This window comes from Streptomyces sp. NBC_01390 (assembly GCF_045040105.1).
Classification (GTDB): Bacteria; Actinomycetota; Actinomycetes; order Streptomycetales; family Streptomycetaceae; genus Streptomyces.
This window is the reverse complement of record NZ_CP109551.1, coordinates 5,104,961-5,118,646: the sequence shown is the minus strand read 5'-3', so window position 1 is coordinate 5,118,646 and position 13,686 is coordinate 5,104,961. Positions and strand designations below refer to the sequence as shown.

Sequence of the window (13,686 nt, the reverse complement as noted above, 5' to 3'; positions counted from 1 at the left end):
AAGCCTGCTCGATAGGGGGGGCCATGTCGGACCAGACTGCCGATGTCACGCGCATCAAAGAGAGCGCGCGATCACTCTCCAAGATCCATCGGGAGTTTACCCAGAACGCGAATCCGGCCGACGGCCTCGGCGTCGATGTGCTCGGTGACCGGAGTCTGGTCGACACCTTCGATGACTTCGGCGACAACTGGAAGATCCACCGAGAGCGGCTCACGGACGAGATCGAGAAGCTTTCGAAGATCCTCTCCACTGCGGCCCAGGCCTATGAAGACATTGATCACCAACTCGCCGAAGCCCTTCGCGGCACTGACAAACAGGGTCCGAGCGGTAAAGGGGGAGCGAAGTGACGCGCCCTCGGTCTGACGAGTGGGCTGTGATCGGGGAAACGTCGGACCCGATCCCTGGTGATCCCGAGCAGGTTGCTGGGCTCGGCCGTGATTTCCGTAGGACCGCGGAGTCCATCAAGAAGCAGGCGGACGAGATCAAGGCGCTCGCGTCCGTCGAAGCCTGGAAGAGCAAGACGGCTGACGAGTTCCGTACGCAGGCTGAAGGGGCCGAGGGGAAGCTGCGAAAGGCTTTCAAGCGCTACGACGCGGCGGCGGATGCCCTCGGTGAAAAGGTGATCGAAGGCGGCTCGTCGAAGGAGTATGCCTCGGAGTTGCATCACGCCCAGACCATGGCCGACAAGGCACTCCGCGACGCCCAGGACGCGGACACGGACCAGAAGACGAGCACCGGCGCGATCGACGGGCTGCCCAAGGATACGGCGGACGACGATCCCGGCCGGAAGAAGCTGGAGAAGCGCCAGGAAGCGGCGACTTCGGCGATGGAGCGGGCGAAGAGGGACCTTGAGGCTGCCAAGGGCATCCGTGACGCGGCGGTCAAGCGTGCACGCGATGCCATTCGCACCGCGATCGACAACGACGGCCTGAAAGACGGCAACTGGGACAAGTTCAAGGACTGGGTCCACGACAATGCCGGCTGGATCAAGCAATTGGTCGACGTTCTTGGCTGGGTTGCCACTATCTGCGGAGCTTTGTCCCTGGCGGTCGGGTGGATTCCTATTGTCGGTCAGGCGCTTGCGGCGATTCTGGGCACCATCGCGCTTGTCGCTACGCTGATTTCCCTTGTCGGTCATGTTTTGCTTGCCCTCGCGGGCGAGGGTAGCTGGTTCGATGTCGCACTGGATGTGGTGGGGTTGGCCACATTCGGAATCGGCCGGAGTGCTATTGCAGGCGGCCGAGGCGCCGTGACCGCCGCGAAGACCGCTTCCCGTTCGGCCGCTTTTCGGAATGCCATGGCGGGCGTCACGGCAAAGCGGGGCACTGCCGCGTACAACAAGGCTGCCCAGAAAGCATGGAAAGAGGCGAATCGACTGAGCGGCGGTGCTCTGCGAGGAAAGGCGGGCGCAGAGGCATTTTCTGGTGCCCCGAAGGGGTGGTTTCCCGGGGCGGGAAGAATTTCCGAAGCGTTCAACCCTAAGATCATCGGAAAGGAAATGGTCGACAGCGTAAAGGATCTTAGGGCGTTCAAAGATTCTGGAGACCTTTTCAAGGGGAGCACCTGGACCCAGGCGTGGAGGAGTGGAGTTCGGCCCGGAGTGGGGGATGCGACGCTCGACTCGGTGAGTGGAGGGTTCGATGAGATCGCCGAATCCGTTCGTTCCACCAGCGCGGTGTCAGCACTGTCCGACACTTTCCAGACGCAGACACGAATTTGGGCCGGTGCGACCGGGATAGCCTCCTTCACCGATGCTGCGGACAAGGGGCCCATTACCGGAGGGTTGGGGAGCCTGGTCGGCGTCGATGGGCTGGACGACGGGCTCTGGTCGGCAACTGGGATCAAGGATGCGTGGACGACTAGTGATGGCTGAGCAGTCGAAGGGCGAAAAAATGCTTCCGGAGCCGGTGCTGCGTCCCAGCGGTATGCGCTTCCCCACTCTCGATGTCGTACGCAATGCACGCGTCTATGCCGATGAGGAAACGTTGGTTGTCAGGGATCGGCGTGGGCGTGAGAAGCGGTACCCGATTGGTGGTGAGGGAATCCGCGGGGCCATTTTCTTCCCGCCCGCTGATGTGTGGGAGACCACCATGAAGCATCCTGCGGCGCGTTGGGGAGTCCTGATCTTCGTGGATGCGGAAGGGCGCTACGTACTCCAGATTCCGCTCGCCCAATGGCTTCCAGAGGCAGGCGTCATCGGGACAGCGCGGCTGAGGCCACTGGAATGCCTGAGCCGGACAGGGCTGAAACAACTGGTCGACACTCTTGGCGTTCCGATGACTGAGAGTGAGACGCCCTGGGGCCGTGAGGTTTTCACGAGCCCAGGAGGCGGCCGCTATGACTGGGCCGGCAATACGGGCCATATCCTCTGGCACAGTTGGCTCAGAGGCATCGGGATCTTCGGATGGTTCATCGCACTGGTCGTCGCCTTCTCAGGGGGAGACGGCTACGGCTGGGTCTTGCTCGTGGCGGCAGGTGCGCTGTTCCTGGTGCCTGGCAGTGATGTCGTCGTGCGGGCGCTGGCTTGGTGGCGTACCCGGGGTGATGGACAGCTAGCCCGGGCTTGTGTGATCGCACCGTCTCCTGAACCGGGCGCGGGCGCTACACGCCGATTCCGCGAAACAGCGGCTGTGCGGATCCTGCCCGGGGAGGTCGTGCTGACCAACACCTTCGGGGAGGAGCGTTGGTACGCGCTGGGGGGAACTCACGGAATTGCGCGGCTGGTGCGGTTGACGCACCCGAAGACGCGGGCGGACCTGGGCGTCGAACTGCGCGATGGTGACGGCAGGGCACGTGGGTTGCTGCCATGGCGATGGTGGTTCGCCGGCTCGGTTGGTGAACAGCACTGGGCGGAGTTGGTGGAGGCGTTTCAGCTTCCCGTGTCCCAAGAGGCTTTCCGACCGGCGGATAATCCTAGCCATGCGGATAACCCGGACTTCTGGCGGGAGAAGCACGAACTCGGACGCGATGCCGAAAAGATGTCGCCGGTACACGGCAAGGCAGTGCGCAGGGCAACGATCTGGCAGGCCGGGAAGGGTGGGAACGAGCCCCTTTTGATTCCGATCTTCAGTGCGCTCCTCGTGGGCGGACTTTTTGCGGAGTCTGCCTTGGGACGAGCCGTAGGCATCGTCTCTGCTCTCACCATTGTTGCTGTTCTGGGCCCTTCTGTTGTGCATCAGCTCACCAGCCGTCTCTTCTGGGACCGGCCCGATGCCGGGGGGCCGTCGTGACCTCGACAACCCAGGGGGATGCAACGCCGCCGGCGGACTATCAACTGCTCCTACCAGAAGGCTGGTTCAGGGTTCACATCGATCTGGAACGCCGCGAGAAGTCAGTTGATGCCCTCGTGGAGAGGCAGTTCAAGGGCATTGACAACGCGCCCCAGATCAAGGCGCAGCTCAGGCGGGAATTGCTGGCCCAGGCGACCAGCGCCTTCGACGAAGGCGGCATCGAGCTCTATCTCAGTCTCCAGCAGGCAGGCCCGTTCACTGTCCCGGCATCGCTGCTGGTCGCGCTGGGCCTTCCTCCCCAGGGAGGGCGCCTTCCGGCCCTGGACGACATCGCCGGCCGGCTGGCCGCCGAGGGGACAGAAAGCCGGGAGGTGTCGGTCGTCGAACTCGCGGCAGGTCCGGCCCTGCGGGTCCGCGACGAATACGATCCCGCTCGCGCCCGCCCGCCCGTACCGAAGGAGACGGAAGCGGACTACGCGCTGCCTTCCGTCACGTTGGACTACCAGGTGCAGATCCCGAGAGCCCAGGCGATTCTGCTCCTCACCTTCTCCACGCCACTCATCCAGATCGCGGATGCCATGGTCGATCTCTTCGACGCGGTCGCGGGATCTCTCAGTTGGACGGACAGCGCATGAGCGACATTCGGGAATGCGGAATCGTCTGCCCGACGGACTGGGCCGAGCTCGCGATCGAGCCGACCAACAACGTCAAGCGCTGGGCCAGGAGCACGGCAGCCGAACTTCGGGAGCGGAGCCGGGCGGCGGGGTACGACGTAGACGCCAAAGTGTTGGAGAGAGACCTCCGCGCGCGGACGGAGGACAGCCGACGGCGCGACCCCTTCTACGCCTTCGCCCTCTACCCCGACGGCTTCGACAACGCGCTGGCCACCCTGGAAATCGACCTCATCCATCCGGATGCGGCGGTACCCCGGATCACCTTGGACTGGCTGGCCGAGACCTTCAGCGCCCACGACTTCGGCCCACCACTGATCACACCCACCGACATTCCCATCGGCCCCGCCGTACGCATCCGGCAGAACTTCGCCACGGCAGCCACCTCGTCCGGCGACCCAGGCATCCTCCTGGAGACGATCACGTACGGCGTGCTGCCGACGGGTGCCGAGAGCGCGCTGGTCTTCCTCATGTCCTGGACCGTGCCGGGCATCGCCGACGAGATGGAGGAGGCCGCGGCCGACATCGTCAAGACGCTGTCCGTGGCGTTCTGAACCAACCGTTGACGGATCTGCTCCAGTGCACAAGTGCAGGGGATGACATGGCGGCGAGGACGGCGGTGAACGTGTCCCGGACCGAGGTACAGCCAGAGCCTGCGGATGCGGTTTCCCGGTGGCGGATCACGATGATCCGCTGGTCTCTCTGCGCCCTCGCCTGCGCCTGCGCCGGCGGCTCTGCAGGACTGGGCTGGCTGGTGCCCGCGGCACCCCTACGGAACCCGTACGGCGGCGCGGCACTCCTGCTGGCCTGCATCGTGCTGCCGCTCGCGACAGTGCTCGTCCCCCTACTGTGGCTGCGCCGGGTTCCGCTCAGGCAGCGGAAGGTCGCCTGGCAGTTCATCGTGCCCGTCGTCGCGGGGGTGGCACTGGGCGTACTCGGCAAACAGGCGGGCGATCAGGTCGGTCTGGCGGATCGCGGCCGTTGGACCGAGGCCGTGGTCGTACACAAGGAGAAGGGCAAGACCGACAGCTGCCTGATGCGGGCATCCGACGGCCCCGAGATCTGGCCCTCCCTCTCGGAGGGCGACGGCTGCAGGGCGTGGGTGTCGGAGGGGACCACACTGCGCATCCGGTACGACCCCGAGGGTGTCGCCCGACCGGTCGAGCGCACGGACACGACCTCGTACGGGGAGCTGCTCGCGTACCTGATGGTGACGGCCGTGGCGATGGGTACGTGGGGCGGCGTACGGCAGAGCCGATGGGACCGGGAGTACGACGCCGGGGGCGCGCGGGGCTGACGCGTCTGCGACCAACAAGCTAGGCCGCGAGGAGGTCGCCCCATACGTATTTGCCTCGCCGGCCGTGCCTGGTCAGCGGCTGCCAGCCCCAGAGGTCGGCGCAGGAGCTGATCAGGGTGAGGCCGCGTCCGTTCTCCAGGCGCGTGAGCTGCGTCAGCGTCTCCGGGGAGGGTGGCGGTTGGGGTGGTTGGGGGTCGGCGTCCCAGGCTCCGACGCGGAGGTAGCCGTCGCGCATGCGCAGGCGTAGGGCGACGGGGCCCTTGGTGTGGCGTACGGCGTTACTGACCAGTTCGGTGGCGAGGAGTTCGGCGGTGTCGGTGAGGCGGATGAGGCCGTGCATCGTGAGGATGAGTCGGACGGTGCGGCGGCAGACGGTGACGGCGCGGAGGTCGTGGGGGATGTGGAGGACGTACTCCCAGGGCTCGTGCGGGGTGAGGGTGTGTCCTTCGGGTTCGACTTCGCTTTCGGGCATGCGTGAACTCCGTTGGTGGGGAGGGGAGTTGGTGGGCACAGCCAGCGAACGTCGGGTGGTGGCAGTGCCGCAGCCGTCGTGGCACGACGGAGCGGTGCGCTTCCGGAGGGCCCGGGTTCCGCGTTGTGTGCGTTGCGTCACTGAGAGTAGGTCTTAAAATTGCGACCACGCAAGTCGTTCGCGTAATCTGACGCCCGAACGGGGCACCCCCGACGGAGATTTGAGCCAGGGAGCTTGCACATGGCGACACGGCGACACCCGACGGCTCGGCAAGCGCGCCTGGGTGCTGAGCTGCGCAAACTTCGGGAAGCCGCAGGACTGAGGGCCGCCGAGGCCGGGACTCTGCTCGGAGTGAACTCGACTCAGATGAGTCAGATCGAGGCCGGCGTCGCAGGTGTGAGCGAGGAACGCATTCGGCGGCTCGCGGCCAACTATGCGTGTCCGGATGCGGAGTTGATCGATGCGTTGGTGGCGATGACCGCGGATCGGACTCGAGGTTGGTGGGAGGAGTTTCGGGGTGTTCTCCCCGCCGCCTACCTGGACCTTTCCGAACTGGACCACCATGCGACGTTCCGCCACGATGTGGCGGTCATCCACGTGCCCGGCCTCTTCCAGACGGAAGCCTATGCGCACGCACTCTTCTCCTACATGAACCCGGAGTTCCCGGAAGCCGAGTTGAAGCACCGGGTGAGCCACAGGATGAAGCGGAAGGCCGTCATCGAGGGACCCGATCCGATTCCGTACGAGACCGTGATCCACGAAGCAGCGCTCCGCATCAGGGTGGCGGGCCGCGCCGCTTCCCAGACCCAACTGGCCCGGATCCTGGAGCTGTCCGAAGAGGATCACGTAACCGTGCGAGTGATCCCGTTCGGTTTGGACGACTTCGCGGGAGGCGGTAGCACGATGGTGTATTTGGGCGGAGCGGTGCCCAACCTGGACACCGTCGTACGCGATGCCCCGCACAGTACGGCCTTCATCGACTCCCACGCCCAACTGGAACACTTCCGGAAGCTCTTCCGTAGGGTGAAGGGAGCGTCGCTCACCCCCGAACAGTCACGCGACCTCATCCACCAGATGGCCAAGGAACTGTGAGGAACCGTCATGATCACCCCCACCAGGTGGCGAAAGTCGTCCTTCTCCGGTGGCGGTGAGGGCAACGATTGCGTCGAGATAGCGCGCCTCCGCACCCGGGTAGCCATACGCGACTCAAAAGCCCCGGCCGACGCCACGCTCACCTTTCGCCGTGGCGCCTTCGAGGCGTTCGTCGAGGTACTGAGGGCCGACGCAGCACGCACGGATGCCTGACCGCGACCTGCTCGAAACGAGTCTCTCCGGGACCCTGGTCGGTCCGTCACACCCAGCGCAAGGAGCCTGCGATCGCCTCGCAGAGCTCGCCCAGAGGGCTGTCGATCCCGCTCAGCGGAACAGAGAAGGCGAGAAGCAGGTAGCCAACCCCGCCCGGCATCTGGACATAGAGATCCAGCGACGTCGGCGTGACGACACGAACTGTTTCTCCGGCGGGGAGAGATGCCACGGATACCTCTGCGGCGGTTTCCCTGCGAGCCGAAAGCGCCTCGGCGAGTTCCTTCGGTGGTGCGTTCAGGACTCCCCGCAGGGGCAACATCGAGATCAGCAGCGTCGCAGGGGTGGCCACGCCGATAGTGGATTCGGTACGCAGGAAGAGTTCCAGGGCCCCCTGCGCGACACCGCTCTCCGCGGTGTTGCGCAGGGTTGTCCAGAGTTCCTGTTTGGCTTCGGCAGGCATGGGCCGACGAGTGGCCTGCTGATCGACGAACATTTTCAGTTGCGGACGCCAGCGGTCGAGCGTGAGGTCGATCCGGAACCAGTCGCGGGGGACGAGGAGTTGGTAGTCCTCGGGTGCTTCTTGGTGTGTCGGCTCAGTCACGTGCGGGGCCAAGGAGTTTGCCCTGGTCGTCGAAAACGCTCAGGCTCTTGAGGACGCCCGCGAACATGGACGAGAAGACGTCCCAGCCTTCCTGGGACGGCGTCACCATCTCCAGTACGACGACCGTGCCGTTGGGCAGCGGCACGTGCACCTGGATGAACGACGTCCAGAAGGGCTCAGCCTGACCTGACGGTGCGAGGGACGCGTCGATGGTCGCTTGCCGGGCACCGATGCAGGACACGGCCGGGCCGCAGGGCAGACTGATCTCCGCCACCTCGCCCTGACCGAGCGCGCTCAAAGCGTCGGCAGTGGCGCGGACCGGGTTGAACCGGGCCTCCTCCGCGATGTCGTTGATGGATACATGCACCGTGGCTGTGCAGCGGGTTTCCTCGACCTCCGTGACGACGAAACCTGAGTACTGCACGCCCCCTTCGACGAAGGCGTCGTAGTTGCCGGCGCACAGAGCGGCCCACTGGTACTGCATGTCGGGTGTGCCCTTGGGCATCACCTGCTTCGCCAACTCGACAAGCTCGTCGGCGAGTTCATCGATCGATTCCACGTCCATGGGCAGCTCGAAGAAGCCGTCGGGCATGATCCAGCGCACGTGCACGGCCTCGCCGTCCACGACAGAGGCGACTTCGGACTCCGACGCGACTGTGCTCATCGGGTCTCTGCCTCACTGGGCAGTTCGAGGTCCTTGGCGTCGGCGTGGAAATTGGCGGCGAAAGGATACGGGCCGTAGTGCGGGTAGAAACCGGGAAGGTCGACGCCGCCACCAGCGGCGGCATGGGCGAACTTCCGGTACGCGGCTGCCCGAGCCCGGACCTTCTGGCGGGGGCGGCTTCCCCAGTGCCGAGTCAGGGTGATGACGTAGAGAAGAACGATCAGGGCGACCACACCGCCGGCCCCCGCGTAGTAGAGCGTCTGAGACTTCGACGACTCCCAGTACTGGACATATCCGCCCCAGTAGACGAAAAGTCCGGCAAGGGCCAATGCGGACGGAACACCCAACTTCATTCCGGCACTGTGCAACCGGGCCTCATCGAGGTAGCGGAGGCGAAGGAGCTTCAGTACGGCTTCGTCATCGAGAAAATCGAAGTGAAGCCGACGCCCCTCCGACTCGGCCACCTCCCGTGCGGCAGGTACTGAGACCAGAACCTCGCCCGGAACCATTTTCCTGATGATGCTGCCCCTAGCCCGGTACTCACCGGGGCCGGGCTCGCGGTCTTCGTCCGACATCTCTGACGCTCTCCTTTGTGGAGGATCGGGGTTACTACTGGGCCAGGGCAGTATGGAACGGCGCTGACCGAGGCGTGGGCGCCGGCTGAGGAGACGGACTCGGGGTCGCCTTCGGCAGGTCACCAGGGTCGCCGGTCGCCTTACCATTGTGCCCGGAGAAGATCTTTACCATCGCGCTGACGAAACTGCCGGTCTTGATGCCCGCTGTGATCTTCTCGCCCGCGATGGGTGCTTTTCCAGCCTTGACCAGGATCTTGTTCACCGCGTTGACGGCGATCCCGTTGAAGAACTTGAAGCCCACGCCTTCGAGCGCCGCACTGCCACTGAAGCCGATTCCCCGCAGCTTGGACAACCCCTTGAGCCCCTTGATGGCCCGGAAGCCTTTCAGAGCACCCAGTCCAGGCATGACCCCCAGCGCGTCGAAGAAGAGCTTGGACGCGCTGAATTTTCCGCCGCGCGCTGTCATGTCGTAGACGTGCCCGGCAAGGGCGAGGGCACTGGTGACCACAGCCAGGGTCGCGAAGATCGGTGCCAGCGCCTGGAGAGGAGGAACGAACACGCAGATGACGGCCAGGATGGAAAAAATAGCCGACAGGTTGGAGAGTCTGTCCGCCCAGTCCGCCAGGAAGTTCATAATTCCGCCGGGGTCGTGGACGCCATCGTGGTGGACGATGTTCTTGATGTGCTTCGCGGCAGCGCTCGCGGCGTCATCACGAATTATTTTCGCTCGCCCGATTTCGCTGTGACAGTCGCGAATGACGTCCATCGCGGCTTCACGCTTCTTCTCAAGCCGAGTGCGGTCGGTGACGTCGTCGCGGCTCGGAAGTGTGCCTTCGTACTGCTTGAGATCACCGGTGGCACCCTTGACGTCGGTCTCCGCGTCTCGGTATTTCTGCAGAGCCTTGTCCGCGATCAACTGCGCTCGGTGGAGTTCACTCGCATATTCGGAGGACTCACCGCCTCCGTCGACGACCTTGGTCCCGAGAGCCTTGGCCGCCTCGTCGTAGCGCTCGAAGGAACGCTTCAACCGCCCTGACGCGCCGTCGGCTATCTCGTGGAACGCTCGACCAGCGTCGCTGTCCCAGCTCTCGACCGACGCGAGAGCCTTGATGTTTTCAGCTTGCTTGTCGATCTCGTCGGCCATCTTGCGCAACTGCTTGCCGAGCCGCGCGACTTCGTACGGATCGCCGGGTATGGGGTCCCCGTCGTGCAGTGGTTCCCAGTCTCTCGGACGCGGACTCATTTCTTCCCCTTGGCCTGCTTGCGGGAGTCCCGAAGGGCCTTCGCGAGTTCCGCGTCGACATTGTCGTACGTATCAGCGGCGGTCTTGGTGTACTTGGCGAGGTTCTCGATGTCTTCCATCAGCTTCTTGCGAGTTTTCTTCCACGTGTCAGAGAACTCGTCGAAAACATCGCGGAGCTTGTCGCTGCCGAGAGCATTGTCGTAGTCGTCGGCAGGGTTGCCGTTGTCCTTGAACTCGCGATGGATCCTGTACAAGGAGTCCGAGCAGTCCCTGATCAGATCAAGGTCAGCTCTGGTTCTGTCGGCCATGAAAGTCCCCCGTTTATGTTCGGTCTGGCGTGCTGAAATCAGCGGTTGACGGCCTGGATCTCCTGCACGGTGATCGCCTGCTCGCTGCCGAATGTGCCGTCGGGCAGGTCTCCGCCCGCGCCGCCGGTTCCGGTCCAGGCGATGTCCCAGGTGATGGTCGCCCTCAGCTTGTACGTACCGTCGCCCGAGGAGCGGAGGTACTTGAGTCCGCACGGCGGTGTCTGGTTCGACTTGCCCTGGGCGTAGGGCTCGCCGATGGAGCCGTCGGCGTTGATGGCGCACTCGCCGGAGGCCGGGTAGATCTCGGCATCCGCGGTGCCCGGTTCCAGCTTGAGGGACACCGGCTTGGCGGTGGTCGTGGCCTGGATGTTGAAGCCGGGGGCGTTGAGGGCCGCCGTTGCCTGGACCTCGTCGAAGACGGCCTTGTCGAGCCAGGCCCAAGTCGGCAGGTTCACCTTGGTGTTGGCCGCGGGGGCCAACGTGACCTTGGTGTCGGGGAGTTGCATGTGCTGGTAGGCGAGTCCGGCGAGTATCTCCGGGCTGATGGCCTGTTCGTACCGGGCGGGCGGGGTTTCGCCGTTCTCGACCCAGAAGGGCAGGTCGGTGCACGAGGTCCGCTTGAGAACGTCCGGCTCGTTGGGGTTCTCGACGCCGGCCCAGAACATCCCCTCGCCGTCCTTGTCGACGTTGTAGTCCTTGTAGCCCGGGGTGTCGGTCCAGCCGTAGTCGTCCTCGTAGTGGCGCTGTACATCGCCGAGCGCCGAGCCTGCGGTGCCTCCCATGCCGGGCGTGTTCAACGAGTCATCGAGGCTCTTGGACATCTTCGCCTTGAAGTCCTTGGCACCGAGATAGGGGGCGTACCAGCACGGTGGGGGCGTCCAGTTGACGTCGGCCGAGGTCACGTTGCCGGTGCTGCCGCTCTTGGCAACTGAGCCGGAGTACTGGATCTTGGCGGCGGCGTAGATGCCGGTTTTGTCGCTGCCGCCCTGCTGGTTGGTGTCGCTGCCCTTGCCGAAGTTCACGGGTTTCGCTGTGGCGTTGGGGGTCGCGAGGATCAGAGCGCTTACTGCGATGGTCAGGACGGTGCTAGCGCCGAGGGTTGTACGGCGTGACTTCTTCACCGGCACGCCGCTGCCTCTGTCTCGACGATGACGTTGGAGGCCTGCCAGAGCTGATCGCTCGTGGGGAACTTGACCATGACGATCTTGAAGTGGTCGTAGTCCGCGATGCTGGGCGTGCTCGTAAGGATCTTCCCGGTCTTGACTTCCTTGCCGGGAAACTTGCTGGAGTCCGTGCAGAACGCGACCTCGACGGAGTTGCCGTTCGCGGCAGACCGTGTGGTGGCGTCGTAGTGGCGCAGAGTGCCGGAGGCGCTCCAACCGCCCTTGATCCATTCGTTGATCTGTACCTGTGCGTAGTGCAGCCCATTGCCCGTGGAGTACGCGGCCACAGCCGCGTCCTTGCTCGTGCGCTTGTCGACGCCGTGGTAGATGGCGCGGATGTAGTTGGCGGCGTCGTCCATCGCGGCCGCTTCGTTCTTGTTGCTCGGCTTGGTCCAGTCGAAGACCAGGTTGATGTCCTTGGGCAGGGACACGTCCACGCCGTCCGGGTTTTTCTCCGTTGTCGCCGCTGAGGGTTCCGCCGACTTCGTCGGTGTCGCCGTGGTCTGTTCGGCGCCGGCGATCTTGTTGTTGTCGCTGGACTTGTCGTCTCCGCTGCCGCAGGCCGTGAGTAGAAGGGCTGCGGTTGCGGTGAGCGCGGCGGCAACGGGCAAAGAGCGGCGCTTCAAGGTGGGCTCCCCGTGAGATGTCGATACAGCTGAGAGCCCTGACGGTATCTGGGGGGCCTGTGGTCCTGCCAGGCTGGACCGGGTTCACAGCGGAGGTGTTTGTGAATCTATGGGGGCAAAATCGATAGGTCCTGTGTCCTGATCGTGTCCACCCGGAGATGCCCATGGCCTTGGCGGCGGGACAGTATCCGGGACTACGTTGCTTCGTTGGCCTTCGTGGGGCTCTGATCCTGGCTCGCGCCTCCGGGGTGTACGGGGTGCCCGTAGTCGCCCTTGACTCGATCGTCGCCACGAAGTCAGCCGTCAGGAGTTCGGCGCACGTGATCTTCATCGCCGCCTCGGCCGCCTGGAGGTGGGTGACCGTGGCCTCGTTCTGGTGTTCGTGGAAGGTGTACGTGATGCCCCGGTGGTGAATGCGTTCCGTGAACTCCGTCAGTGCCGAGCGGGCTTGACCGAGGACGTTCGGGGGCGTCCAGGCGCAGAAGAGGAGCAGGACCGGCATGCCGTAGAACGGGTCGTCGGTGTTCGTCTTCGACGCGATGGTGCCGGTGAGTAAGGGTCCTACCGGTAGGACGCGGTGCGCGGGGACCACGACGTCACGGGCGACCACGCTGTTGCTTCCGCTGCCGGCCAGCCCCGACACGTACAAATCGTCGAGGATCTCCAGGTCGGTCATCGGGACGGCGACCCAGAGGAGTTCGGGAGGCCCGGGTGGGGCGTTTGACGTACCGGCATCGGGCTCGACGCGGACCGTCAGCAGGTGCCAGTCGGCGTCCCGGCAGCCGGTGGCGAAGGCGGACGTGCCGTTGACGACGTAGCTGCCGGCGGGTCGTGCAACGGCGGTTGCGTCGGGGATCAAGGTGCCGCCGACCCGTACGTCCGGGCTGGTGAAGATCTCGTCCTGGGCCTCGTCGGGGAAGAGCGCCGCGATGTAGGCGCAGTCGGCCTGGATCAGGGCCATGAAGGCGGCCGAGCCGCATGCGGCGGCTACCTCGGACAGGGTGTCGACCTGGGTATGCAGGAGGACCGGTAACAGAGCTCCTGCCGGGGGACGTTCATGCGGTAGATGCCGGGCATCCGTCGGGGCCGCGACCGCCTCGGGTGCCACCCGTCGTCCCTGCTCTATGCGAGTGGCGTGCTTGCGGATGAGGTGGCGCAGGGTCCGTTCGGTCTACAAGGCGATCGGCAGTAGAGGTAGGGCGAGAGGTTGTGGGCGAGGCCGTGGACGGACATACGGGCGCTTCTGGTACTCCGAGCGTGGCGAAGCTCTCGCCGTCGCGAGGGTAGTCACTCAGCCGAGCTGCGTGTTTCCGCTCGAGGGTGCACGGATCGACTCGTAGCGGGCGGTTGGCTCGAAGGCGTTTTTGAGCAGTCGACGATGGGGCAACCTGCGGCGCTTGGCTCATTGGAGAGTGGGGTGATTCATATCCGCAACGGTCGCCCCCACTTCGCCTGCGTATCCACCTTCACGTGAGCAAGAGGTTCATTACTCGGGTTCCATTCAGCGCGCCGCATTGGCTTTGCTTGCCGC

At 64.7% G+C, this 13,686-nt stretch carries 16 protein-coding genes and 1 pseudogene; 8 read left to right on the top strand and 9 right to left on the bottom strand.

Translation table 11 applies throughout. The features are described from left to right. Positions 1-23: 23 nt before the first annotated feature. From OG241_RS23065 to OG241_RS23040, 6 genes are all read left to right on the top strand, one after another. On the top strand, positions 24-347 hold the full coding sequence (locus OG241_RS23065; protein WP_405817427.1) for a hypothetical protein: 324 nt from the start codon (positions 24-26) through the stop codon (positions 345-347). 26 nt (positions 348-373) lie between these two features. Beyond that, positions 374-1,873 carry a hypothetical protein gene (locus tag OG241_RS23060; RefSeq protein WP_405817425.1) on the top strand — a complete coding sequence of 500 codons (1,500 nt, stop codon included), beginning with the start codon at positions 374-376 and terminating at the stop codon, positions 1,871-1,873. Then, a complete protein-coding gene (locus OG241_RS23055; protein WP_405817423.1) occupies positions 1,866-3,230 on the top strand; it encodes a hypothetical protein in 1,365 nt (454 codons plus the stop codon). The genes OG241_RS23060 and OG241_RS23055 overlap by 8 nt, the downstream gene beginning before the upstream one ends. Further along, positions 3,227-3,865, top strand: coding sequence for a hypothetical protein (locus OG241_RS23050; protein ID WP_405817421.1), 639 nt, complete (start codon positions 3,227-3,229; stop codon positions 3,863-3,865). Before OG241_RS23055 ends, OG241_RS23050 begins: the two co-directional genes overlap by 4 nt. Beyond that, a complete protein-coding gene (locus OG241_RS23045; RefSeq protein ID WP_405817420.1) occupies positions 3,862-4,455 on the top strand; it encodes a hypothetical protein in 594 nt (197 codons plus the stop codon). The genes OG241_RS23050 and OG241_RS23045 overlap by 4 nt, the downstream gene beginning before the upstream one ends. Before the next feature lie 131 nt (positions 4,456-4,586). Then, a complete protein-coding gene (locus OG241_RS23040) occupies positions 4,587-5,198 on the top strand; it encodes a hypothetical protein (protein WP_405817418.1) in 612 nt (203 codons plus the stop codon). 19 nt (positions 5,199-5,217) lie between these two features. Here the strand turns inward: OG241_RS23040 and OG241_RS23035 are convergent, their stop codons facing one another. Then, positions 5,218-5,670, bottom strand: a complete 453-nt coding sequence (locus OG241_RS23035; protein WP_405817416.1) for an ATP-binding protein — start codon at positions 5,668-5,670, stop codon at positions 5,218-5,220. A 240-nt stretch (positions 5,671-5,910) separates the two neighbouring features. Here OG241_RS23035 and OG241_RS23030 point away from each other — a divergent pair, with 240 nt between their 5' ends. Together OG241_RS23030 and OG241_RS23025 are read left to right on the top strand one after the other, a co-directional pair. Next, a complete protein-coding gene (locus OG241_RS23030; RefSeq protein ID WP_405826386.1) occupies positions 5,911-6,762 on the top strand; it encodes a helix-turn-helix domain-containing protein in 852 nt (283 codons plus the stop codon). Positions 6,763-6,771: 9 nt separating this feature from the next. Next, complete coding sequence (locus tag OG241_RS23025; RefSeq protein WP_405817414.1) at positions 6,772-6,975, top strand: DUF397 domain-containing protein; 204 nt, start codon at positions 6,772-6,774, stop codon at positions 6,973-6,975. A gap of 46 nt (positions 6,976-7,021) precedes the next feature. Here OG241_RS23025 and OG241_RS23020 read toward each other — a convergent pair whose 3' ends face one another. The 8 genes and pseudogenes from OG241_RS23020 to OG241_RS22985 form a co-directional block, all read right to left on the bottom strand. Beyond that, positions 7,022-7,576, bottom strand: coding sequence for a hypothetical protein (locus tag OG241_RS23020; protein WP_405817412.1), 555 nt, complete (start codon positions 7,574-7,576; stop codon positions 7,022-7,024). After that, positions 7,569-8,240: a hypothetical protein gene (locus OG241_RS23015; protein WP_405817410.1), complete on the bottom strand. Its 672-nt coding sequence runs from the start codon at positions 8,238-8,240 to the stop codon at positions 7,569-7,571. The genes OG241_RS23020 and OG241_RS23015 overlap by 8 nt, the downstream gene beginning before the upstream one ends. Continuing rightward, positions 8,237-8,749: a hypothetical protein gene (locus tag OG241_RS23010; protein ID WP_405817408.1), complete on the bottom strand. Its 513-nt coding sequence runs from the start codon at positions 8,747-8,749 to the stop codon at positions 8,237-8,239. Before OG241_RS23010 ends, OG241_RS23015 begins: the two co-directional genes overlap by 4 nt. A gap of 100 nt (positions 8,750-8,849) precedes the next feature. Continuing rightward, positions 8,850-10,058 (bottom strand): putative T7SS-secreted protein, encoded by a 1,209-nt coding sequence (locus OG241_RS23005; RefSeq protein ID WP_405817406.1) that lies wholly within the window; start codon positions 10,056-10,058, stop codon positions 8,850-8,852. After that, positions 10,055-10,366 (bottom strand): hypothetical protein, encoded by a 312-nt coding sequence (locus tag OG241_RS23000; protein ID WP_405817404.1) that lies wholly within the window; start codon positions 10,364-10,366, stop codon positions 10,055-10,057. The genes OG241_RS23005 and OG241_RS23000 overlap by 4 nt, the downstream gene beginning before the upstream one ends. 38 nt (positions 10,367-10,404) lie before the next feature. Next, positions 10,405-11,493 (bottom strand): hypothetical protein, encoded by a 1,089-nt coding sequence (locus OG241_RS22995; RefSeq protein WP_405826384.1) that lies wholly within the window; start codon positions 11,491-11,493, stop codon positions 10,405-10,407. Continuing rightward, positions 11,484-12,155 carry a hypothetical protein gene (locus OG241_RS22990; protein ID WP_405826382.1) on the bottom strand — a complete coding sequence of 224 codons (672 nt, stop codon included), beginning with the start codon at positions 12,153-12,155 and terminating at the stop codon, positions 11,484-11,486. Before OG241_RS22990 ends, OG241_RS22995 begins: the two co-directional genes overlap by 10 nt. Before the next feature lie 280 nt (positions 12,156-12,435). Next, a pseudogene (locus OG241_RS22985) lies at positions 12,436-12,657 on the bottom strand (flavin-dependent monooxygenase); the annotation flags it as partial. Between the last annotated feature and the right edge of the window lie 1,029 nt (positions 12,658-13,686).